Origin of the sequence: Candidatus Caldatribacterium sp. (assembly GCA_014359405.1) — a bacterium.
In the GTDB taxonomy this organism is placed as follows: Bacteria; Atribacterota; Atribacteria; order Atribacterales; family Caldatribacteriaceae; genus Caldatribacterium; species Caldatribacterium oleiphilum.
The window spans coordinates 1-22,045 of the sequence record JACIZN010000017.1 but is presented as its reverse complement, the minus strand read 5'-3'; the positions used below and the strand labels follow the sequence as shown (position 1 = coordinate 22,045).

At 50.1% G+C, this 22,045-nt stretch carries 19 protein-coding genes and 1 pseudogene; 17 read left to right on the top strand and 3 right to left on the bottom strand.

The window, feature by feature from the left end; translation table 11 throughout:
• The 13 genes from H5U36_02455 to H5U36_02395 all read left to right on the top strand — a co-directional run.
• Positions 1-844: creatininase family protein (locus H5U36_02455; GenBank protein MBC7217037.1), on the top strand; the 844-nt coding region annotated here is incomplete at its 5' end.
• A 48-nt stretch (positions 845-892) separates the two neighbouring features.
• On the top strand, positions 893-1,666 hold the full coding sequence (locus H5U36_02450) for an SDR family oxidoreductase (protein ID MBC7217036.1): 774 nt from the start codon (positions 893-895) through the stop codon (positions 1,664-1,666).
• 17 nt (positions 1,667-1,683) lie between these two features.
• Positions 1,684-2,706, top strand: a complete 1,023-nt coding sequence (locus H5U36_02445) for a hydroxyacid dehydrogenase (GenBank protein MBC7217035.1) — start codon at positions 1,684-1,686, stop codon at positions 2,704-2,706.
• Between the two features lie 27 nt (positions 2,707-2,733).
• Complete coding sequence (locus H5U36_02440) at positions 2,734-3,795, top strand: alcohol dehydrogenase catalytic domain-containing protein (protein MBC7217034.1); 1,062 nt, start codon at positions 2,734-2,736, stop codon at positions 3,793-3,795.
• Positions 3,796-3,918: 123 nt separating this feature from the next.
• On the top strand, positions 3,919-5,157 hold the full coding sequence (locus H5U36_02435; GenBank protein MBC7217033.1) for an ABC transporter substrate-binding protein: 1,239 nt from the start codon (positions 3,919-3,921) through the stop codon (positions 5,155-5,157).
• An 82-nt stretch (positions 5,158-5,239) separates the two neighbouring features.
• Positions 5,240-6,001 carry an ABC transporter ATP-binding protein gene (locus H5U36_02430; GenBank protein MBC7217032.1) on the top strand — a complete coding sequence of 254 codons (762 nt, stop codon included), beginning with the start codon at positions 5,240-5,242 and terminating at the stop codon, positions 5,999-6,001.
• A 32-nt stretch (positions 6,002-6,033) separates the two neighbouring features.
• A complete protein-coding gene (locus tag H5U36_02425; GenBank protein ID MBC7217031.1) occupies positions 6,034-6,732 on the top strand; it encodes an ABC transporter ATP-binding protein in 699 nt (232 codons plus the stop codon).
• Positions 6,733-6,768: 36 nt separating this feature from the next.
• Positions 6,769-7,755 carry a branched-chain amino acid ABC transporter permease gene (locus H5U36_02420; protein ID MBC7217030.1) on the top strand — a complete coding sequence of 329 codons (987 nt, stop codon included), beginning with the start codon at positions 6,769-6,771 and terminating at the stop codon, positions 7,753-7,755.
• A gap of 70 nt (positions 7,756-7,825) precedes the next feature.
• Positions 7,826-8,632: a branched-chain amino acid ABC transporter permease gene (locus H5U36_02415; GenBank protein ID MBC7217029.1), complete on the top strand. Its 807-nt coding sequence runs from the start codon at positions 7,826-7,828 to the stop codon at positions 8,630-8,632.
• 12 nt (positions 8,633-8,644) lie between these two features.
• The gene (locus tag H5U36_02410) at positions 8,645-9,667 is read left to right on the top strand and encodes an alcohol dehydrogenase catalytic domain-containing protein (GenBank protein ID MBC7217028.1); all 1,023 of its coding nucleotides are present in this window, start codon (positions 8,645-8,647) and stop codon (positions 9,665-9,667) included.
• 70 nt (positions 9,668-9,737) lie between these two features.
• Positions 9,738-10,652, top strand: coding sequence for a dihydrodipicolinate synthase family protein (locus H5U36_02405; protein MBC7217027.1), 915 nt, complete (start codon positions 9,738-9,740; stop codon positions 10,650-10,652).
• Between the two features lie 177 nt (positions 10,653-10,829).
• Positions 10,830-11,873 (top strand): uroporphyrinogen decarboxylase family protein, encoded by a 1,044-nt coding sequence (locus tag H5U36_02400; protein ID MBC7217026.1) that lies wholly within the window; start codon positions 10,830-10,832, stop codon positions 11,871-11,873.
• Positions 11,874-11,995: 122 nt separating this feature from the next.
• Positions 11,996-12,457, top strand: coding sequence for a GNAT family N-acetyltransferase (locus H5U36_02395; GenBank protein MBC7217025.1), 462 nt, complete (start codon positions 11,996-11,998; stop codon positions 12,455-12,457).
• Here the strand turns inward: H5U36_02395 and H5U36_02390 are convergent.
• Both H5U36_02390 and H5U36_02385 read right to left on the bottom strand, forming a co-directional pair.
• Complete coding sequence (locus tag H5U36_02390; protein MBC7217024.1) at positions 12,454-13,680, bottom strand: homocitrate synthase; 1,227 nt, start codon at positions 13,678-13,680, stop codon at positions 12,454-12,456. The two genes, H5U36_02395 and H5U36_02390, sit on opposite strands and share 4 nt — an antisense overlap.
• Before the next feature lie 12 nt (positions 13,681-13,692).
• Positions 13,693-14,856, bottom strand: coding sequence for a pyridoxal phosphate-dependent aminotransferase (locus H5U36_02385; protein MBC7217023.1), 1,164 nt, complete (start codon positions 14,854-14,856; stop codon positions 13,693-13,695).
• Between the two features lie 170 nt (positions 14,857-15,026).
• Between H5U36_02385 and H5U36_02380 the strand changes: the two genes are divergently transcribed.
• The 4 genes from H5U36_02380 to H5U36_02365 are packed head-to-tail and all read left to right on the top strand — an operon-like array spanning position 15,027 to position 19,843.
• Positions 15,027-15,989, top strand: a complete 963-nt coding sequence (locus H5U36_02380) for a sugar phosphate isomerase/epimerase (protein MBC7217022.1) — start codon at positions 15,027-15,029, stop codon at positions 15,987-15,989.
• A 1-nt stretch (position 15,990) separates the two neighbouring features.
• Positions 15,991-17,229 (top strand): insulinase family protein, encoded by a 1,239-nt coding sequence (locus H5U36_02375; GenBank protein ID MBC7217021.1) that lies wholly within the window; start codon positions 15,991-15,993, stop codon positions 17,227-17,229.
• Positions 17,180-18,466: an insulinase family protein gene (locus H5U36_02370; protein ID MBC7217020.1), complete on the top strand. Its 1,287-nt coding sequence runs from the start codon at positions 17,180-17,182 to the stop codon at positions 18,464-18,466. Before H5U36_02375 ends, H5U36_02370 begins: the two co-directional genes overlap by 50 nt.
• Positions 18,467-18,526: 60 nt before the next feature.
• Positions 18,527-19,843, top strand: coding sequence for a hypothetical protein (locus tag H5U36_02365; GenBank protein MBC7217019.1), 1,317 nt, complete (start codon positions 18,527-18,529; stop codon positions 19,841-19,843).
• Between the two features lie 32 nt (positions 19,844-19,875).
• Here H5U36_02365 and H5U36_02360 read toward each other — a convergent pair.
• A pseudogene (locus tag H5U36_02360) lies at positions 19,876-22,045 on the bottom strand (hypothetical protein).

Here is a 22,045-nt window from a genome sequence, read left to right as displayed (position 1 = left end):
GGATATTTCTGAAATGGGTTACGACGAGGTGGCTGAGTATCTCAAGAAGAACGATGTCATTATGATCCCTATGGGTTCTACTGAAAAACATGGTGCGCATTGCCCGTTGGGAACGGATAGCCTTACGACGATGGGTGTAGTCAAGAGGGCCGCTGAATTGGCACAAACCTGCTATACACCTCTCATCCCCGTTGGTTATTCTCCTCACCACATGGGTGAAGTTGGCCAGGGGACGGGTACCCTCACTTTTTCAGGGGATACGTATCGCCGCATTGTCTACGAACTCGCTAAATGCATGATATACCACGGCTTTAACAAGATTATCTTTGTCAGTCATCACGGAAGCAATTCAAAGGTTATTGATGACGTATTGCGGAGAATCAGGTATGAAACAGGATGCTTCGTGTGCTGGTATAAAACACCGACTGAAAGGAACTACTCACTGTTAAAAGATATTGTTGAGGGTCCTCCAGAAGAAACACCTGGGTGGCATGCAGGGGAGATTGAAACGAGCACGGCACTGGCAGCGGATGAAGGTACAGTTGACATGAGTAAGGCTAAGCCCGATAGAGCTCACGCTCCTTACTGGATGGGGCCTGCGTTTAGTAAACACGATGGATCGGGGTTTGTGACCTTCCTTGGATCGGAAAATATTTGGGTGCCCATGGAGCACCACGAATATTCTGATACTGCTACTATTGGTAACCCTTTGAGAGCGAGTAAGGAAAAGGGGCTGAAGTACTTCGAAATCGCTGGTGAGGCATTGGCCAAGTTTATTGAGGAAGTCAAGAAGTTCAACATAGTAGTTCCACCCGAGAAACGTCAGTTCAACAACAGGGCCTAAGTTTTTGGGCCCTGTTGTTGAGTCCCCTATCTAGGAGGATGGATAGCTATGGGCAAGCTTGATGGTCGTGTAGCCCTGGTAACAGGTGCAGCACAGGGAATGGGATATGTTATTGCACGAGAGTTACTCCGAGAGGGAGCAAAAGTCATGATCAACGACGTTAAGGACGATCTCATTAGTGCAGCTGTAGAGAGTCTTGGTCAGGAATTTCCGGGTTCTGTGGTAGGAAAAAAAGCCGATGTGACTAAGAAACCGGAAGTCCAAGAAATGGTTAACTACCTTTGTAATGTCTGGGGTACCGTTGATATTCTTGTTAATAACGCGGGTGGCGCACTTCATACCCCTTATAAACTCGAGGAGATCGAGGAGAAACACTGGAATCTCGTGCTTGATGTGAATCTCAAGGGTGCGTTTTTTATGTGTCAGGCCATTATTCCTATTATGGCGAAAAATCGACGGGGGGTTATTGTAAACATTTCAGCTCTTGCGGGACATTGGTACGCATCCTTGGCCGGCGTTCATTACGCTGCAGCAAAAGCGGGCGTAGAGGGTTTAACCCGTCAATTGGCGCACGATTGGGGTCCTTTTGGAATTAGAGTAAATGCTGTTGCGCCTACGGTAACCTTGACGGGTGATCGTGTTAAATCTCTGTGGGAGAGTAAAAGTGAAGAAGAAAAGCAAAAAGTCCTATCGGAGATACCACTTAGAAGGTTGGGAACACCCGAAGAAATAGCGAGGGCAGTGGTTTTTCTGGCCTCTGATGACGCGAGCTACATTACAGGCATTACATTGGATGTGTGTGGTGGAAGGTATCTTAGATAAATGGATGGGGATGTTTAATGGGTCGAGAAAGCTGGTATGTACTGCTTCCACAACCGATTGAAGAAGCGGCTTTAAAGCTTCTGGAAGGCTCTGGTCTTCCTGTGGTAGTGGCACCAGATCCCAGTTTTTCCACGGTTGCCTCTCTTATTCAGAAGGCTAGAGCAATTATCCTGAGAACAGGTATTAAGATCACCCGTGACCTTATTGAGAGGGCTGACGATTTGTGGATCATTTCAAGGACCGGAACAGGCGTAGACAATGTCGATATTCAGGCTGCTACCGAGAGGGGTATCATCGTCACATCTAACACTGGCGTTAATGCAACAACCGTTGCTGAACATACTTTATCCCTGATTCTTGCCCTTTTAAAACAACTCTTCCTCCTTGATAGAGAAGTTAGGAAGGGTAATTTTGGAATCCGTTACAAGAACTATCCTCAAGACGTTGCTGGCAAAGTACTTGGCATTGTTGGTTTCGGTAGAATTGGCCAGATACTGGCGCGTTACTTCTACACAATGTCTTTAACGAGAGTCTTAGCTTACGATCCTTTTTTGCCGGAGGAAAGAAAAAAGGAATTTATTCATTTTGTCTCCTTTGTCGGCCTTGAGGAAGTTTTTAAAAATGCAGATATAGTTTCTATTCATGTACCCCTTAACGAGAACACCCGCAACATGATTTCTTGGAAGCAGCTGAGCCTAATGAAGCGGAGGGCTTATCTGGTTAACGTCTCACGTGGAGGTGTGGTGAACGAACAAGATCTTGTTAGGGCTCTGAGGGAAGGTGTTATTGCGGGAGCAGGGATAGACGTATTCGAGCAAGAACCTGTTGATCCTGGAAATCCCCTTTTGCAAATGGACAATGTAATTCTGACACCACATGCTGCTGCCCTTACAAAGGAATGCGTCGCAAGAATGGCCATAGAGGCTGTTCGAAGGGTGATAGCCCTCTTTAATAACTACATCCCCGATAATGTTGTAAATCCTGAAGTGTTGAAGATGGAGAAATGGAAACACCTTCGGGAAAGAAGCGAGGGGGAATGATGGGTGTTCTGGGATATTCCCTCCAAAATGCGCGCTGCTTGCCTAATTAACAGGGGGATAATAGAGGTAAGGGAGGTAGATGTACCCGAGCCTGGCCCTGGAGAGGTTCTGATTCGGGTGGAATCTTGTGGAATCTGTGGTACAGATGTGGAGGTCAGGGATCATGGATTACCAGGCCAGCCTCCCTTTGGAGAGCCATTTATAATGGGGCACGAGTATGCTGGGGTCGTGGTTAAAGTAGGTGATGGCGTGGATGAGTTCCACGTTGGAGACAGGGTGGCAGTAGAGGTCCACAAGGGTTGCGGTAGGTGCCGTAACTGTATAATGGGCAACTATACAGCCTGTCTGAACTACGGAAAGAGAGAAAAAGGGCATGCAGCAGGAGGGTTAACGGTTCATGGAGGTTTTGCAGAGTATACTGTGAACCACGTCAATACCCTCTACAGGATTCCTGAAGGTATTTCTTTTGACCATGCTTCACTGTCGACGACAGCGGGTTGTGCCCTCTATGCATTTGACATTGCTGGTGGGTATGTTGCTGGTTGGTCTATCGCCGTTATTGGTCCAGGACCGATAGGGTTAGCTATCGTGCAGGTGGGGAAGGCACTCGGAGCGGAGAAAATAGTGTTGGTTGGCACAAGAGAGAGTAGGCTCCAACTTGGCAAGAGAATGGGAGCAGATTATTTGGTCAACGTTAAAAATGGCGAGGATCCTCTGAGCGTAGTAAAAGAGATAACCAATGGTGTTGGTGTAGATATAGTTTTTGACGCAGCGGGATCCTCTTCATCGCTAAACACGGCAATCGATTTGGCGAGACCTGGTGGCAGTATAGTGATGGTTGCTTTTTACCAAGATCCGATTCTTGTTAATATGTCTAAGGCTGTCAAGAAACACGTACAGCTTTTTACTGTTCGTGGTGAAGGACGCCGAAACGTGGGGAGAGCTTTGTCGCTGATGGCACAGGGCAAGATAGATTTAACACCCCTTATTACACATCGTTTTCCCTTGAGAGATATTAATCGGGCCTTCGAGGTCTTTGTTAACAGGATTGATGACGCTATTAAGGTAATTATTCATCCTCAGGAATGAAAAGGGGGTGGGTTAGCAGAAGTAGATAGGATAAAGTCGATTTTTGATGGGCTTTTAATTTGTGGCGGTTTCCTTGTAGTGGTTGTCCTGTTTGTGAAAAGCCATTGAAAGGGGGCAGAAAACATGAGGCAAGTGCTTATCTTTGTTTTGACAATGGTTGTAGCTGTAGTATTACTTGCTCCTTTTGGGAACACTGCTGAAAAGCCCAATGTTTTCAAACTTGGAGTGCTACTCCCGCTAACGGGAACGTTTGCAGCTGTGGCTAAGACTCAAGAGCAAGGGGTATTGCTCGCTGTTGACGAAGTTAATGCGAAGGGTGGTTTGAGCATGCCATGGGGGAAGGTCTTAGTAGAGGCAACAGTCATGGATGACGAAGCAGACATCAACGTTGGTGTTCGGAGGTTCAGATACCTTAAAGAGCAGGGTGCACATGCTGTAGTCGGACAGACTTGGGCTCCGGTAGCCTTGGCAATCAATGAGCTGTGTAAAAAGGATCCTTTCCCGTATTTCCCGGTCAACGTGGCGCCAGTGGATTCCTTTAAAAAGGGTACTTTGGCTGATTGCACTTTTGCTGCTGGATATACACCTTGGACAGTTGGTTACATGGCTGGTTATGCTGCAATCAATATTCTCGGAAAGAAAAAAATCTTTTTCCTGGGTCGCTCTGATGCATGGGGTTGGAATATTAAGAGTGGCTTAGAGGCGGCCTGCGAAAGGTATGGTGGAACTATCGTCGGAAGCGACGAAGTTGCTGTTGGCACAAGTGACTTCACAACGATACTGGAAAAGGTGAAAGCTGCGAATCCAGAAATATTCATATCTGCTCAATTTGGTGGGGATGCTATTGCGCTGTTGAAACAAAGTTATGACATGGGTCTCTACGACAAAATGACGATTTTTAACGCTTTTATCACTAACGTTGTAGCTAAGGGACTCCCACCTGAGGCCCGAGAGGGTTTGTACGCCATGCATTTCTTCTATTATGATTTGAGCAGCTTTAAGGACCAAGAGGTTGCTAAAATGGCGGAAGATTACACTAAGCGGTACGTGGAAAAGTATGGTGCTCCTCCCGATGCTTACGCTACCATTGCCTATATAGCTACTAAGCAATTGTTCGAGGCAGTAGAGAGGGCAGGGAGCTTTGATCCTAAAGATATTCAGAAGGCTATCATGGATAGCCCGGAGTTTGTTTCTGTAAAGGGACCAGCAAAGTGGAGAATAGACCATGAGCCGATTTACAAATATGCTGGTTTCCTGGTGAAGGGCAAAGGCACGGGCCAAAATGAGTGGGACCTCTTTGAAGTTGTAGATGCACTTGGGGGCGAGGAAGTGTATCCACCGCTCGATTACTTAGGGTACTGATTTGAAAGACTGTAATTCCCGCTGTGGTTGCCTTGCCCTGGGGAACCACAGCGGGAATTTATGAGGGAGAGAGAACCAAACAATGCTTGGTAATAACGAGGTTATCCTGAAAGCAGAAAATGTTACAAAAAAATTTGGGAAGCTTGTAGCTGTTAGGAATGTGTCCCTTGAGGTCAGGGAAGGTGAAATAGTTGGGTTGATTGGTTCTAACGGGGCCGGGAAAACAACCCTGTTCAATATACTGACCGGCAATCTTTTTCCCGAAGAGGGGCGAGTTTACTACAGGGGTAAGGACATTACTAAGCTCAGCCCTGAACATCGCGTAGCATTGGGCATTGCAAGGACCTTTCAACTTACTTCAACGTTTGATAATTTGAAAGTCATTGACAACCTTAAACTGGCATATTATAGAGCCAAGCATCCGTCTTCTTTGGGTAACCTGCTTCTATCTCGATTGGATAAAGTTGATTCTCCCAAGATAGATTTGTGCTTGAATACCTTCGGGTTGGCAAAACTCGCTTACCGCTATGCAGGAGAGCTTTCGTTAGGCGAAAAAAGGATCCTCGAGATAGCGATGGCTCTGGTAGGCAATCCTGAAACCTTGCTGCTTGATGAGCCATTTGCGGGATTAAGTGATGCGGAAATTGACGAGGTCTTGTCAGTTTTGCGGGAACACGTTCACAGGCAGACAATAGTTATTGTTGAGCATAAGGTTTCAAAGATTAAGGACCTTGTGGAGAGAGTCTGCGTGATGGTCGAAGGAGAGATAATTGCTACAGGAAAAATTGAAGAAGTCCTGAATGACCCTCGGGTTCGCAGGGATTACTGGCGAGTAGAGGAGTAAATGTTACTTCGAGGTCGATAGGGGTGAACCCTGTGGTTTTGCAAGAAAAACCTATTCTGGAAGTGCATGATATTGACGCCTCCTATGGACAGTCGAGGGTACTGTTTGACATTAGTTTACAGCTGAAACCCAACGAGAGGGTCGCTATAGTAGGAAGAAATGGCGCTGGCAAGACTACGTTGCTCAAGTGTATAGCCGGTTTTCTTAGGCCAACCAGGGGTTCTATCATTTACGATGGTATAAACATAGTTGGCAAAAGACCCTTTGAAATTGCTCGCCTCGGATTGAAATACATCCATCAGGATAAGGGAGTTTTCCAGGATTTAACGGTTCGGGAAAATTTGGAACTGGCAAGCTATGCAACTGGTGACCGTGATTGGGACAAGGTATTCGGGTATTTTCCGAGGCTCAAGGCTTTGATTGATAGGAAGGGAGCTAATCTGAGTGGCGGAGAAAAACAAATGCTCATGATCGGAAGAGCCCTTCTGGGTAACCCGAAGGTGCTCCTAATTGATGAACCTACTGAGGGATTGGCTCCTGGGGTTGTTAACGATCTTGCAACTATTATATGCGGCCTCAGCGTAAGGAGTGCCTTAATTGTAGTAGATCAAAACCTTTCCTTTGTATCCAAAGTTGCACAGCGGGTTTACACAATGAAAGAAGGCAAGCTTGTAGCTGAAATCAGCAACGAACAGGACATTAGAAGCGCCTCGTATAGTTGCCATCTTTAAAGCAGCACTGGGTTTTTCCCGAAAGGAGAAAAGATTATGAAGGGGTTATTAGGAAAGAACATCTGGCGGATTATTGTTATCTTTCTTGTTCTCTACCTGCTGAGGTTTGTTTTGCCTCAGTCTTTTGTTATGGAGGTCGTCATAGGGGGCATATATGTTCTGGGTTGCAGCTTCCTCATTGGAAGGATCGGGCTAGTTTCCTTTGGTCAACCAGTTTACCTTGCGCTTGGTGCGTATGGCACTGCTTTCTACCTGTACTACTGGGGTACTAACCCATATATCGGCATTCTGATGGGGATTTTAGTAGGCTTAGTAGTCAGTAGCCTTATTGGAGCTCTTCTTGTTCGCTTGAGCAGTTCGTATTTTACTCTCTCTAATCTTGCTTTCTGCGCAATAGGTTTTTTCATGTTTCAAAAGGTACTGGTAGACTACACTCATGGCGATAATGGCTTATGGTTCTTGAGTCGAATGGACGCGACACCAGTGTTTGACCTGAGCACAACCGATGGTGTGTTTAATTTTGCCTTCATAGTTGCTGTAAGCGTATGGTTTTTATTCGACTACTTAATGGACCAATCAATTTTCGGAGCAACTTGTCTTGCGGTAAAGATTAACGAGGAGAAACTCAAATTCCTGGGGTACAACACTTTTAGGATAAAGTGGTTTGCTTTTGTCATCGCAAACACAGTAACGGCTCTTGCTGGTTCAATATATGCTATTTACCTTGGGTTCGTATCGGCTGGAATCTCAGATGTGAGTAAGGCTGTTGAGCCGGTCGCTATTTCTATGCTAGGGGGTGCTGGGAATCTTTTTGGACCCATTGCGGGAGTGTTCCTGTTTACGGCTCTGAAAGATATCGCCAGCCAGATCATATCTTATTGGGAGTTAATGGTAGGTTTGTTGCTTGTCGCAATAATGCTTGGTGGTGAGAAAGGAATCGTGCCCTTCCTCGAGAGCTTGGTGCAGAAGCTTGTCAATTCCTTGAGAAACAAGAACTTGTCTTCGGTAAGCAAGGGAGTATGAGGAAATGATGAATACGCAATTGATTGTGTCAGCATTCATTTTGGGTCTTAGTATGTCAGGGGTATACTTTTTGCTCACGGTAGGTCTCTCAATGTGTTACGGATTGATGAGAATCGTGAGTCTTGACCAGTTCTTTTACTATTCCTTGGGTGCTCACATAACTTATACAGTGGTAGCAAGTACGGGTAATTTCTGGTTGGGTCTCCTGGCGGGAATGGCCGTGGTCGTTCTTATCGCGCTACTTGTTGAGAAGTCTATCTATAGCCGCATTTATGAAAAACCCCTCATGTTTTCCATGATACTTTCCTTTGGAGTGAACTTGGCAGGAGTGGGTCTTATCAAGTATATCTGGGGCTTAACGCCTAAACCGGTAAAATCCCCAATCGGTGGTAGTCTTGCCGTTTTAGGGACAGACGTGCCCGGTTATCGAGTATTTGTCATCCTTCTTGCGGCTGCGGTTTATCTTGGGGTGTGGTATTTCCTCAACAAAACAGTGATTGGAACAGCAATTAGGGCTGGAATTGATGATATGGAAAAAGTTGAGGCTATGGGGATCAACATTTATAAGCTCTTTACGGTAACGTTTATCCTTGCGGCCTTGCTTTCGGCATTAGCTGGTGGCCTTCACACCCCGATGGTTATGGTTGTTCCTGACATGGGCTTAAGTATTACAGCATTTGCCTTTATGGTGGTCATCATTGGAGGATTAGGGAGCATCAAAGGCACCCTTATTTCTGCAATACTTGTGGGGCAAATTGTTTCTTTTGGTTCTCTTATTTGGGGACCATTGGCTCATATAGCTCCTTTCTTGCTAATGCTGGTTGTCCTTCTTGTTAGACCTACGGGGCTTTATGGAAGCGCTTACCTGAGGCGTTGAGGAGGAGTAGTTGTGAAAGCGATGGTACTTGAGAAGTATGGTGCACCCCTTGTGTTAAGGGAGATTGAAGTTCCCAGAATTGGGGATGGGGAAGTCTTGGTGAAAGTTAAGGGGGCAGGCATTTGCGGCACTGATATAAAGATTCAAGAAGGAAGGGTCCCCACAAAAAGCCTTCCCCTTGTACCGGGACACGAGATTTCTGGTGAGGTAGTTGCTTTGGGTCGGGATGTTCGGGATTTCCAAATAGGCGATGAAATTGTCGTTTCCTTTTACATTTCTTGTGGTACATGCCGATTTTGCAAGAGTGGTCGTAACACGATTTGCCAGAATTTGGAAGGAAGAATTGGTTTTGAACGGGATGGTGGTTTCGCCGAGTATGTCGCTGTGCCAGAAGGGTGTCTTGTCCGTAAGCCTCCGTCTCTATCTTTTGTTGAAGCCGCTGTTGTGAGCGATGCGATAGCTACTTGCTACCATGCCTTAGTGCGACGAGCTCAGGTGACTGAGGGTGACTGGGTTGTTATGATCGGTGGCGGTGGTGGATTGGGTCTACATGCAATCCAGATAGCTAAACTACTGGGTGCCAAAGTAATAGGAATTGATCTTATGGAGGAAAAGCTCCGGCTTATGAGGGAATTGGGCGCAGATTTTGTGCTGGACGGTAATCGTGATTCGTGGACCAACGAAGTATATCAATGCACTGATGGCGCAGAAGTAGACCATGTGATCGACTTTGTATGTAGTGAGCAAAGTATTAGCAAGGGTATGGAGATTCTTGGAAGAGGTGGTCGGCTGGTCTTGGTTGCTTATGGTCCAAAGATTAAAGTTGATACTCTTAAAGCCCACCTTTTTGAGATCGATGTCTTAGGGACAAGGGCTGCTACCAAAGAAGAGATAAGCGAGTGCTTGAGTCTCGTGGCTCAGGGGAGGTTGCGGCCTATAATTGGCAAAGTATTGGAACTCGAGGAGATTAACTATGCTTTCCAGCTTTTGAGGGATAACAAGGTTAACGGTAGGATAGGTGTAATCGTTAGTTAGCAGGGGGTGTCTGTGTGTCCTATTCTGGATACGGGTTGGCAGGAAAGTTTTTGAAAAAGAGGTGATGTGCATGGAACAAGGCAAAATTTGTGAATTCCTCACTGGGGTTTTTGCTCCTGTTGTAACACCTTTCCGAGAAGATGAGACAGTTAACTTTGAGGCTTTGAGAAGGAATATTGAAAAGCTGTCAAGGACAAGACTTAGGGGATTTCTTGCCTTGGGAACCAATGGGGAATTCCGGAGTCTCACCTATGAGGAGAAACTCAAAGTTATCGAGACGGTTCTCGAAGTCAAAGGAGACAAGGTCCTCATTGGAGGAGCAAGTTGTGAATCCACTTTTGAGTCCAAAAAGCTCGCCAGGGACCTTGCCCGCCTTGGAGTGGACTTCGTGAGCCTCATGCCCCCCTCCTTTTTTGCCAAGAGAATGACCGATGACGCTCTCTACGAGTACTTCACCGAGGTTGCTGAAGCCATCGACAAGCCCCTTCTCCTCTACAACAACCCTGCTGTGGCCAACAGTCTCTGTCTCTCTCCATCCCTCATTGCCCGTGTCAGCGAGCATCCCAATATTTTCGGTCTTAAGGACACCTCAAAAGGGAACTACGATGCCTACATTGCCGCTTCCCAGGGGAAGAATTTCTCGGTCCTTGCAGGATCTGCCGATTTCGTTTTCCCGGCTCTCCTTGTGGGAGCAAGGGGTGGAGTGCTGTCTTTGGCCAATGTCTTTCCGGATCTCTGCTGCGACCTTGTGGAGCTTGGACTTAAGAAGGACCTCGAGAACGGTCTTCCCCTCCATCGTTTTGTGATGAAGCTCAACAGCCTCGTTTCCGGAAGGTACGGAGTGAGTGGTGTCAAAGCCGCCATGGATTGCTTTGGCTTTGAAGGAGGATTCCCCCGAAGACCTCTGAAACCTCTCACTGCAAAGGAACGCGAAGCTCTTGAGCAGGACATCCGAAGCCTTCTTGCCCAGATTGGCCGAGCATAGAGAAGAGAGTAGCCCGGGTTCCCAGCCTGGGCTACTCTGAGAGCACAAAGTTCTCCCCTGGTGATTTGTCATTTGTTCAAGATGCGATGGCCTCACAGACTCCCTTGACGGAAAGGGAAAAAGGGGGTACAATGAGGAAGAAAAATTAACTCTCTTATGAAATTCGAGGTGGTTCCTATGCGGCGGAGTACGCACCGCTTTTCGCTGAAAGAGTTGGCTTTAACCTTTTGGGAAGAAGGGAAAAGGCCAGTGGTACCCCTCATGGGATACCCCGGCATTCAGCTCACAGGGACAAACATTAAACAAAATCAATTTAATCATCTTGTCCAGTTCCAGACCTTGAGTCGGCTCTACGATGCTTTCCATCCTGATGCCATGTTCTTCCTCATGGATCTCTCGGTAGAGGCAAGTGCCTTAGGCCTTCCGGTGCGTTTCCCCCTTGACGACACACCTTCGGTGGAGGCTCACCCGGTGAAGAGTTTGGCTGACCTTGACCACTTCCGAAAAATTGATATCCTCGGGGATGGAAGAGTCATTGTATACCTTGAGACCCTTCGGCATATGCGGGCTGCTTTTCCTTGTCCGGTAGGTGCGTATGTCATCGGGCCTTTGACCCTGGCCGGACTCCTTGTGGGGGCAAACGAAATCGCGATGCAGAGTGTCCTCGATGAGGCCTTCTTCCAGGGAGTTCTCGATTTCGCCAAAGGGGTTGTCCTTCGGTATGCGGAAGCCTTAAAAGAAGCAGGAGCCGACACCATCATGGTCCTTGAGCCTACGGCGGTGATCTTTGGCCCGGAGACTTTCCGGAAGAGCCTTGCTCCCTTGTACCGGGAACTCGTGGGGATTCTCGATGATGTGGAGGTCATTCTCCATGTGTGCGGAAACACCCATCATCTCATTCCGGAAATGAAACGGTGTGGTGTTGCCGGTTTGAGCCTCGATAGCGCAGTGAACCTCCCTGAAGTGTTCACCAAAGAGGACGAGATTCTCCTTCTTGGGAACGTAAGCCCCGTTTCTATGCTCCTTGATACACCCAAAGAGGTGTACGAAGCGACGCTACGCCTCCTTGAAGCCATGAAAGAGTACCCGTACTTTATCCTGAGTACTGGATGTGACCTTCCTCAAGATGTTCCCTTCGCTAGCATCGAGGCCTTCTTTAAAGCTGGACGGGACTGGAGGATTGAGGGAAAACGGAAGAGGGAGGTAACTTTCGCCAAATAGGGGTCTCCATTACAGGGGGGACGGGAAACGAGAAGGAAAAAGAAGCATTCCTCCTCCTTCTTGAGCTCTCTGCGGGGGGAGTCCTTTCCCGTCTTTTCGGTCCTTCGTGGAGAGAGGTGTTTTTGCGTCTTTTCCAGGACACGAGGACTCTCTTTTCCTTTCCCCATACCCTTGTGCTCCGACAGGGTGAGGTAATCCTTGGCATGGCCCTTGGGTGGGCAAGTGGCGATCGACGGGAGAAAGGACTCTGCACTGCCTGGAAACTCTTTCCCTTTGCCCTGCCGCGCTTTTTCCTCTTTGTTCCCAAGATTTTTTCTTCAGGACTTCCCCCTTCATCGTACTACTTGAGTAACATCGCTATTTTTCCGCCGCACCAAGGAAAGGGATTAGGACGAATGCTCCTCCAGGCGGTGGAATCAAAAGCCCTGGAGGCAGGAGATTCCTGCGTTATCCTCGATGTGGAGAAGGACAGAGAAAAGACCCTCTCCTTCTATCTCCGGAATGGGTATGGCAGAGCGGGAACATTCCTCTCTTTTGTGCGAATGCAGAAAGGCCTGCTGCAGGAGCAGGCCTTTCGTCCTTAAGGAATCAGAGTGAGGATTTGCTTGGCCTGCTTGGGGTACTTGGCAATGAAGCGGAGTTCATCTTCTACTAAGGGTTTCTGCTTCTCGACATTTGCAAAGCGCACAAGCTCGAGAATCTCTCGGGCTTCTTCTTCGCTCTTGAATTCGATTTCGAGTTTCTCGTAGACGTTGCGGAAACCCTTGATGCCGCTGTACTCACCGACCACAATCTGACGTCCGGTTTCAATGATTTCCGGCTCTCCTCGACCGAGCTCCTCAAAGTCGTAGAGTTCATAGTTTTTCCGGTCTTTCAGGACTCCATCGGCGTGGATGCCCGAGGAGTGGGCAAAAGCGTTGGCACCAACTCCCGGCTGAGTGATGGGAATGGGAACCTTGAAGGCATAGGAGGCGTACTTACAGGTCTTCCAGGCCGCTTTGAGGTTGGTGCGTTCATCAAGCTCGTACTTTCCCTCGATGCCACTTGCGTACTTGATGGCAAGAATCACCGAAACAAGGTCAGCGTTTCCTGCCCGCTCGCCGACACCGTTTATGGTGGTGTTGATGTAGGCGTCAACTCCCGCATCGATAGCTGCCTTTGCTCCGGCGACGGAATTCGCCACCGCCATGCCGAGGTCATTGTGGCAGTGGAGTTCGATGGGCATTTTGGTCTTTTCGGCAATGTACCGGATTCGCTCGTAAATGGTGAAGGGGCTGTCGTAGCCTAAGGTGTCGCAGTAACGGAAACGTTCAGCTCCTGCCTCTTTACCAGCAAGGGCAAAGTCCACGAGGAAGTCGAGATCAGTCCGCGAAGCATCTTCGGCATTTACCCCAATTCCTATGGCTCCAAAACTTTTCGCTGCCTGAACGGCTTCGACCATCATTTTGACGACCTCGTCCCGAGTTTTGTTGAGTTTGGCCTTGAGCATCTGATCAGAAGTGGAAATGGAGAGGTTCAGGTACTTGAGCTTCGGCACGAGTTTGTACGCGAGTTCCACATCTGCCTTCGTTGCTCGGAGCCATCCGCTCAGGCGGATGGGGGCGATAACCCCCATTTCGGCGAGTTCCAGGTTGGCATTGAGGTAGTTCGTTTCATGGCGAGTTGTAGGGAAACCGAATTCACTCTGGAAGACTCCCATCTCATTGAGGTAGAGGTTCACCATGGTTTTTTCGATTTTCGCAAGTCCTAATCTTGCCGTTTGTACCCCATCACGGTTCGTCACATCGATGATACGGATTTTCGGCACTCATCACACCTCCTATTCGACGCGCTTTAGAAAATCTTTCAATCGCTGCATCCCCGCTTCGATAGCTTTCTCAGAAGTGGCGTACGAGAAGCGGAGGTACCCTTCCATGCCAAAGGCGCTCCCTGGAACACATGCAATGTGGGCCTTCTCAAGGAGGAGTTCTGCAAGGCGCACTGAGTCTCCGATGGGTTCACCCTCGAAACGTCCCCCACAGTACTTTGAAAAATCGGCAAAGACGTAGAAAGCCCCCTGGGGAACAGGGAAGGAGATATCGGGGATATCTGCAAGGTGCGCGAGCATGAGTTTTCGCCGGGCATTGAAGGTTTCCACCATTTCTCGAACGACATGAGGTGGACAGCGCAAGGCGGCAAGGGCGGCCTTCTGACTCACCGAGGTTGGGTTCGAGGTCATGTGGTCCTGGAGGCGGGCCATTCCCTCGATGACCTCTTTTGGCCCTGCCGCGTACCCAATTCGCCAGCCAGTCATGGAGAAGGTCTTCGACACCCCATTGATGACTACGGTACGTTCTTTCATTCCCGGGAAGGTGGCGATGCTCCTTGGGAAGGGTACTTCGTACACCAGGTGTTCGTAAATTTCGTCGGAAATGACCAAGAGGTTTCTCTCCACAGCAATGCGAGCGATCTGGGCAAGGATTTCTTCTGAGAGGACAATCCCTGTGGGATTTGAGGGGTTGTTGAGGATGAGGAGTCTCGTTTTTGGAGTAATAGCCCTCTCTAAGGCGTCGATATCCGGCGCAAGGGAATCGGTTTTGCAAGCCACGAAGACCGGCTCTCCCCCGGCAAGCCGTATCTGCTCCACGTAGGTTACCCAGAAAGGAATGGGCAAGAGCACCTCATCCCCTGGATCGCAGAGGGTCATGATGGCGTTGTAGAGGGAATGCTTTGCACCGCAGGAGACGATTACTTCCTGAGGTGAGTACGAAAGACCGTTTTCCCGTTTGAGCTTCTCGCAGATGGCTTCTCGGAGCTCTGCAATCCCCTGTGTCGGTGTGTACTTCGTAAATCCGGCATCAATTGCCCTCTTTGCCTCTTCTTTGATGAACGAAGGGGTATCAAAGTCCGGTTCCCCGGCGCTGAAGGAAATCACGTCAATTCCCTGGCGCTTCATAGCCTGAGCCTTTGCAGATATAGAGAGGGTGGCCGAAGGTGCAATCATCCGTACCCTTGAAGATACACGAACCCCACTTTTCTCGTACCCCAAGATCTCTGCCCCCTTTGCGTGAGGAGGTTGCGTTCCTGCGTTTGGGAGGATATACTAAGGCGTGTAGTTTTGTTTTTCCTTATAAAGGAGTGGAGCACAAAAGTCAAGAGAGGGGTGGAGATTTTATGAAAATCGGTGTATTCCTCGTCCTCTTCCAGAACGAACCTTTCGAGAAGGCTCTTGACTACGTGAAGGCGCAGGGTGTGGAGGCGGTGGAAATCGGCACCGGAGGGTATCCCGGTAACGCTCACTGCAACCCCAAGGAGCTCCTTGCCGATGCCTCGAAGCTCTCCCGTTTCAAGGAAGCGGTGGAGTCCCGGGGTCTTGAAATCAGCGCTTTAAGCTGCCACGGGAATCCTCTCCATCCGAATCCCGAAATCGCCCGAAAGCACCATGAGGATTTCGAGGTAAGTGTCCTTCTTGCAGAAAAACTCGGCGTTCAGAACGTGATTACCTTCTCCGGATGTCCTGGAGATTCAGAGAATGCCAAGTACCCGAACTGGGTGACTTGCCCCTGGCCTTCGGATTTCCTCGAGGTTCTCAAGTGGCAGTGGGAGGAAAAGCTCATTCCCTACTGGAGGAAAGCTGGGCAATTCGCCAAGGACCACGGAGTTCGGGTGTGCCTCGAGATGCACCCCGGCTTTTGCGTGTACAATCCTGAGACGCTTCTTCGCCTCCGGGAGGCAGTTGGGGACGTCATCGGGGCGAATTTCGACCCGAGCCACCTCTTCTGGCAGGGTATTGACCCAATTTTTGCCCTGAGGAAACTCGAGGGAGCCATCTACCACGTCCACGCCAAGGACACGAAAATTGACCCGGTCAACAGCCTCGTTAACGGAAACCTCGACACCAAGGTGTACACCGAAGAGAGCAAGCGTTCCTGGATTTTCCGTACCGTGGGCTATGGGCATGATTTTGGCTTCTGGAAGGATTTCGTGAGCACTTTACGGCTTGTAGGGTACGATGGGGTTCTCTCCATAGAGCACGAGGATTCCCTCATGTCCGGACGGGAAGGTTTCGAAAAGGCGGTTGCTTTCCTCAAAGAGGTTGTTATTCGTGAGAAGATAGGGCAGGCCTGGTGGGTGTAGGGTGCAGTTTCTCTCGTACACGAAGCGGGTCCTCCCCTGTGGCGCCCGGATTGTTTTCCGCCGCATGGACTCTCCTCTTGTGGCGGTGAACCTCTGGGTGCGGGCGGGGGTGAGGGACGAAAAGCCGGAGAAGAACGGTATTTCCCATTTCTTCGAGCACATGGTCTTCAAGGGGACGGTGCACTTCCCTGGACTTTTACTGTCCCGGCGGGTTCAGGCCCTTGGGGGGACCCTGAACGCCGGGACCTCCCTCGACACAACGGATTTCTACCTGGTTGTCCCTCAGGAATTCTGGAAAGAAGCCCTCTCCTTAGAGATGGAGCTTGTGACCCAGCCCCTTCTTGACCCAGAGGATATCGAGCGGGAGAAGATGGTGGTCATCCAGGAAATCCACATCGACGAGGATGACCCGGAGGAGCGTCTTGCCCACCTCCTCTACGAGCGGGTGTTCTCGGAAACCCCTTACGGTCTCCCCATCCTGGGTCGAGAAGATACGGTGCAGCGTTTCACCCGAGAGGATCTCCTCGAGCACCAGAGCCGCTTCTACCATCCTGCCAACATGGTCCTTGCAGTGAGCGGAAACCTCAAAGAGGAGGAGCTCTTTGCTTTTTCTGAAGAGCTCTTCGCCTCTATGAGTTTGCCGCAAGAACTCAATAACTCTTTCTTCCCGCCTCTGCCGCTTCCGGAGCGGCAGATTGTGGAATGCGTCATGGATGTTCGGAGGTTCTACGGTGCCATAGGATTCCTCTGCGACGGAATTAAAAGCGACAACTTTTACCTCCTCCGTCTTCTTTCCCTTATTATGGGGGATGGGCTTGGTTCAAGGCTCAACATTGCCCTTCGAGAGGAGCGCCGACTCGTTGACACCATCCACACCACGTACTCGTACTACGAGCATGTGGGGATTTTTGCCATCTTTTTCACCTTTTCTCAGGGGAACTTTGAGGAAATCGAAGAAGCCATCCGGGGAGAGTTTACCAAACTCACCTACTTTGCTCCCACGGAAGAAGAACTTGAGAGGGCCAAAAACCTTCTCAAAAGCGGGTTCTTCAACGCCATTGAGACAACCCTTGGGAGCGCAGAGCTCCTGGGGCGCCTTGATACCATAGATAGTATTGATCGGAGTCTTCGGGCTTTCTTCCAGGTTGAGAGAGCAAAGCCCGAAGACCTTGTGGAGGTGGCCCGAAGGTATGTGGACTTCGAGCGAGGGACCTCTATCTGCATCAAGCCAGGTGGGTGAGGTGGACGAAAAATCCTTCCGGGTGGAAAAGCGGGTTTTCAGAAACGGTCTCACCCTTCTTTTCATCCCTCGGGAGAGCGAGCTCGTCGTTTTCCATCTCCTTCTTGGTCTTGGCAATATCTTTGAAAGGAAGGAAGAGCGAGGTATATCGGCACTCCTCCAGGAGGCACTTCTTAAAGGGACAAAGCAAAAAAGTGGCATTGAGTTCAGCAGGGCTGTCGAGCACCTTGGAGCCACCTTTGAGAGCTCTTCGAACTACTTCACCGGAAAAGTGGTCATGCAGGGTCCGGCAGAGGTGGCTGAAGATATCCTCGCCCTTTTTCTTGAGGCCATCAAAACCCCGGCTTTTCTCCCTGAAGAGGTGGAAAAGGAGAAATGCTTTCTCATCGATCTCCTCCGTGCTCTTGATGATGACCCTCTGAAGGCGGCTATGCTCCGGTTCAAACGAGCTTTCTTCGGTCGGCATCCCTATGCCTTCCCGACCCTTGGAGAGATTCGGAGTCTCGAACGCATGACTCAGGAGCAGGTCGTTTCCTGGTACGAACGGACTTTTGTCCCGAATAACATGGTTCTCGCGGTGGCTGGAAAGTTCAACAAGGACCGTATGGAGAAAATTCTCGAGCGAGAGCTTGGTTCCATTATTCCCCGGGAATTTTCTTTTCCCTCTCGGGACCGATTTTTCCCCGCCTCTTTGAAGATTGTCGACTGCAAGGAAGTTCGGGATAGCTGGGTGGTTTTAGGGTTTCGGGCTCCAGGGATTCTTGAGGTAAAGGACCGTGTCGCTTTTGACGTGCTCAACAACGTCCTTGGGGGAGGCATGTACTCGCGACTTTTCACAAAAATCCGAGAGAACCGGGGTTTGAGTTACCAGGTTGGGTCGGTATACGTGCCTCTTCTTGGCCCCTCTTTTATCTGCGCGTACTGTGGATTTGCCCCCTGCTACTTCGACACTGTGGTGGGCATCCTGAGAGAGGAGTTCCGGAATCTCTTGAACCTCGGTGAAGAAGAATTCAGCGAAGCCAAGGCCTACACCCGAGGATTGTTCCTCCATAGCTTCGAGAGCGTTGCCTCTTTGGCTGCGCTCTTTGCCTTTTACGAGCGGATTGGACTTGGCTGGGAGTTCCCCTTCCAGTACGAGGCAATGCTTCGAGAACTCTCTCTTGAGGAGGCCAAGGCTATCTACCGGAAGTTCGTTGGTCAAGGGGAATCCTTGGGAGCCATTATGCCTGTAGCTTGAGCTTCTTTTTGGGCCTAACCGGTACAGTTGTTTTGACCGCATGGAGGAGGGAAGGAAAGTATGAAAGCAAAGCTTCTTCCTGTGCATTTTTCTGTAGGGATGGATGAAGAGTACAAGAAGCAGGTCGCAACGCTTCGAGAGCTCCTCAAAGAAGAAGCCGAGATTCTCGATCCTGTCCCTTTGGGGAGTACCTATCCTGAGGTTGATGCCCTCCTTTTTCCTCAGATTCTTGGAGAAGCGTACCGATCCGTTGAGGTTATAAAAGCGTCGCGTCTTCCCGTCCTTGTGGTGACTTCTCCTTTTGGGACGATGAACATGTGGGATTGGGAGATTGTGACGTATCTTGAGCATCACGGGGTCTCCGTCTTTGCTCCTTACTCTTTGGAACTTACCCGGGCTATTATCCGGGCTTTTGGTTTCCGAAGGGGTGCCCAGGGGGCGAGGTTTCTCGTTTTCCAGGATAACCCTGGAGAAGGGATGCAGGCTGAGATTTTCAAGCGCTTCTTCTGGTGGGAAGGGGAATGCCGGAAGGGAATTCGAGAAAAGTTCGGAATTGAGACCGTTGTGAAAAGCTTTAAGGAGCTTGCAGAGCGGGCAAAGAATATCCCGGATGAAGCTGCTGATGCTGAGCGGAGGCAGTGGAATCTTCCTGCGGAGGGGGTGCCTGAGCGGTCCCTCCGAAGCGCGGTGAAGATGTACCTTGCGCTTTCTGAGGAATTCGGGACGCACGAACGAGTTCTCGGCATGGGAACGAACTGCCTCAACGAATCGTTCTTCTCGGACACCACGCCTTGCCTTGCCTGGAACATGCTCTTTGAAAGACAGGGTATCCTTTGGGCCTGTGAAGCCGATATTCTCTCCCTCCTTACCGAGTGCGTGGTGTACTTCTCCCTTAAGGCTCCAGTGATGATGACGAATATCTACCCTTTCCTTATGGGAGAGGCGGCTCTCAAGCACGAGCGCATCGAGAAGTTCCCCGACGTCCCTGAGCCTGAGCACCATGCCCTCTGTGCCCACTGTGGGTACTTTGGGGTACTCCCCCGTCCTTTCGCCTCTTCCTGGAAAGTGCGGCGGAAAGTCCTGCGCATCGTCGACGATAACGCCATTGCCCTCGATGCCCGCCTTCCTGAAGGACCTGTAACCCTTGTGAAATTCCATCCCTCCCTGAGCAAAATGGTGGTTGCATCGGGGTACCTTGAGGGGTACGCGCAGTACCCGGGCTCCGATTGCGAGAACGGGGCCATCCTTCGAGTGCAAAACGGCTATCGACTCGTTGAGGGACTTCCCTCGCACCACGTGTGCATCGTGAAAGGAGCGCACATTCCTACCCTCCACCAGGTCGCCCGGGTCCTTGGGATTGGAGTTGAAGAGGTTTAGTGCCGAGGGGGGACAGGAGTCCCCCCTCGTGCTCAGGCATTGTTCCAGGAAATCCGAATATCCTCAATCCTGAGGGTTCCCTCGCCTTGTACCCTGAGGCGCCGCTTCATGCGAGGGAGGAGGTCGAAGTAGTTATCCTCGGGCAAGAAACCTTGAGGGAGCTCTAAGGAGACGCACCACGCAAAGGTTTCGGTTTCAAGCTCAAGGAATGTTGTCCCCTTCTCCTGGAAGAGTCTACCAAGAACACAGGCCCTTGGAAGGTCGAGATCTTTAAAGCGGGCAAAGAAGCATCGTTCCCAGTCGATGACAGTATCACCGTCCTGGAGTACAGCCCAGAGGAAGGTTTCTCGTTCTTTCCCTTGGACGGAAGCAAGAGGTACGGTGGCAACTCGCTCGGCGGTATTCGGAGCAACCCGGAAAGACTCGCTTCCTGAGAAGATGGTCGTGCCGTCAAAAAGCGAGATGCCATAGGTTACGGAAAGGGCACGAGGACTTCGGGTATCGTTCACCACAAAGATCTCAGCAGTAGCTTCGTTCTTTTTTATTGAGAGGTCTACAGGTTGGAAGGCTCTCCGGACAAAGTAATAGCTCGCCTTTCTCCGAAGATAGTAATCGATAATTGTCCATCCAATGGCTCCCCAGCAATCGCTGTACATCCAGAACAAAGCTCCTGCGGTCAGGAACTTGCGTCGCCTCCAGTGTTCAAGAGCGAATTTCAGCGCTTCTCCCTGAAGGAGCTGGGCGTAGTGGAGGTATTCCTCAAAGGATAATCTTTCTGGATCCCTCACAAACTCCCGGAGCATGCCCCGAATGTTTTCCCGCTCGAAGACATTGTTGTGGAACTGCCAGGACGGTGAATCAAGATAGAGTTCGTCCTGAGGAATGAATTCCCGAAGGGATGCAAGGCTTGGTGGGGCAAGAACGCCAAACTCTGAAATGAACTTTCCTCGGTCCCTGGCGTAATTCTCGTAATTCACCCGCTCCCTAAGGTCCTCGGCAAGAATGCTCACGTACCAGGCATGGCGGTCGCCTTCGAACTCGGAGTTTGGGTCTTTCCCGCCGTATGGACTCGACAGCCAGTAGGGTCTTGTGGGGTCGAGTTCTCTGAGAAGGCGAGGCATGAGGACATGGTATATGTCGTAGTCTGGGAATTCAAGATCAGCGCGTCCGCTGATCTCCTTGTTCCGTTCATGGAGCCACTGCAATTCGTTATTTCCACACCAGAGGACTATGGCTGTTTCGTTGCGGAGATTTTTCACCACTGCCTCGATTTCTCTTGCTACTTCTTTAAGAAATGTCGGGTCCTTTGGGTAGTAGGCGCAGGCAAACATGAAGTCCTGCCACACCATAATCCCTCGCCGCGCGCAGTGCTCATAGAAGAAGGGATCCTCGTATATTCCTCCGCCCCAAACCCGGAACATATTGAAGTTTGCTTCTTTCGCTTCGTCGATGAGCTTTTCGTACTTCTCCTTGGTTACCCTGGGAATGAGGGAATCCGCTGGTACCCAGTCGGCTCCTTTGCAGAAAACCGGTTCTCCGTTCACCAAAAGGACAAAGGATTCCCCTTCATCCTCGGGTAGAGGCTCTTGCTTTAAGGAGATTTCCCGGATTCCCCAGAGCTTCTCGAAGCGATCGAGCTCTTGTTCCTCTTCCCCGAGGAGGAGAAGGACGACTTTGTACAGATGTGGTTCTCCGAGTCCATTGGGCCACCAGAGGCGGGCTGACGGAAGGTCCAAAGAAAGGGTGAAATTTGTGAGGCCCGGGTATGCTCGTAAGGCTATCTCCTTCACATGGCTCACCCCTACACCGCTCCAAGTTTCTTACCATCTGCCACAAAACCAAGCGCCCGTAGAGTCAATCTCGGCTCACAGCCAAAGTCTTTTGCAAAGTTTTCGATTTGTCCGGAGATGGTTACTGTGGCGGAGTTCTCTCCCCAGATCTTTCCTTGGATGAAGATGTCCCGCAGGGCGAAGCCCTCGAAGAGCCGTAAGTAGACACTCCGTGGTATACCGACATTCACAAGGCGTGGTGCCCAATCCCAGGCAAAGGTGAACTGTGCCTTTCTTGCCCAGACCCTGTGGTAGTCCTGTTCCGGGCTTCCAGCAGGATAGGGGGTAAAGGGTTTGTTTTCGATTCTTTTAACCCCTGCATCAACCCGGACCACAAGGAGGTTCCGCTCTTTGAGCTTTCCAGAGACGTTGA